Here is a 545-nt window from a genome sequence, read left to right on the forward strand (position 1 = left end):
GTTCATATTCATCATGTAGTACATCCAACTCTAAGTACTCCATACTGCAATCTTCACCTTGAACAAAGTCAAAGTCACACCCTTTGGACCTTGAAGGATAATTTGTTTTTTCAGTTGGATATACAGACCCTATAAAATATAAATAATTATTGCCGGAAACAGCTTCTGTTGATCCTCTTATTAACCTTAATAACCGAAAAACTTCAACTTGTGCTCCATAGGATATACCCGATATTTCATCAAGAAGTAGTAGACAATAATCGAGATTCAAAATTTTATAAAGGCCTTTAAAAAACTCTACTATATATCTAGATGCATTATTATGAAACAAGCTATTAATTATTTGCTCCACCTGCTCTTTTTTTTGTTTACCACCTTTATAACCAATATACTTATTAGCAATGGACGTAACAAATTCTGAACTATCTTCTCTAGTGGTTTTTAAATCTGTGGATAAAAGTTCTTTGTTTAGAATTTGGAAAAGATACTGAATATCCTCAATAGCCTCGAAAAAAGGTTTTTCATCAAAATAGTCCCATATATAT

1 protein-coding gene is annotated in these 545 nt (G+C 31.2%); it reads right to left on the reverse strand.

The window, feature by feature from the left end; all coding sequences use genetic code 11:
- Window positions 1-545, reverse strand: a 545-nt coding sequence (locus tag AOA60_RS32520; RefSeq protein WP_218240467.1) for a hypothetical protein, incomplete at both ends; no start/stop codon positions are given.

It is taken from the genome of Pseudomonas sp. 2822-17 (assembly GCF_002742485.1).
Lineage (GTDB): Bacteria > Pseudomonadota > Gammaproteobacteria > Pseudomonadales > Pseudomonadaceae > Aquipseudomonas > Aquipseudomonas cyclaminis.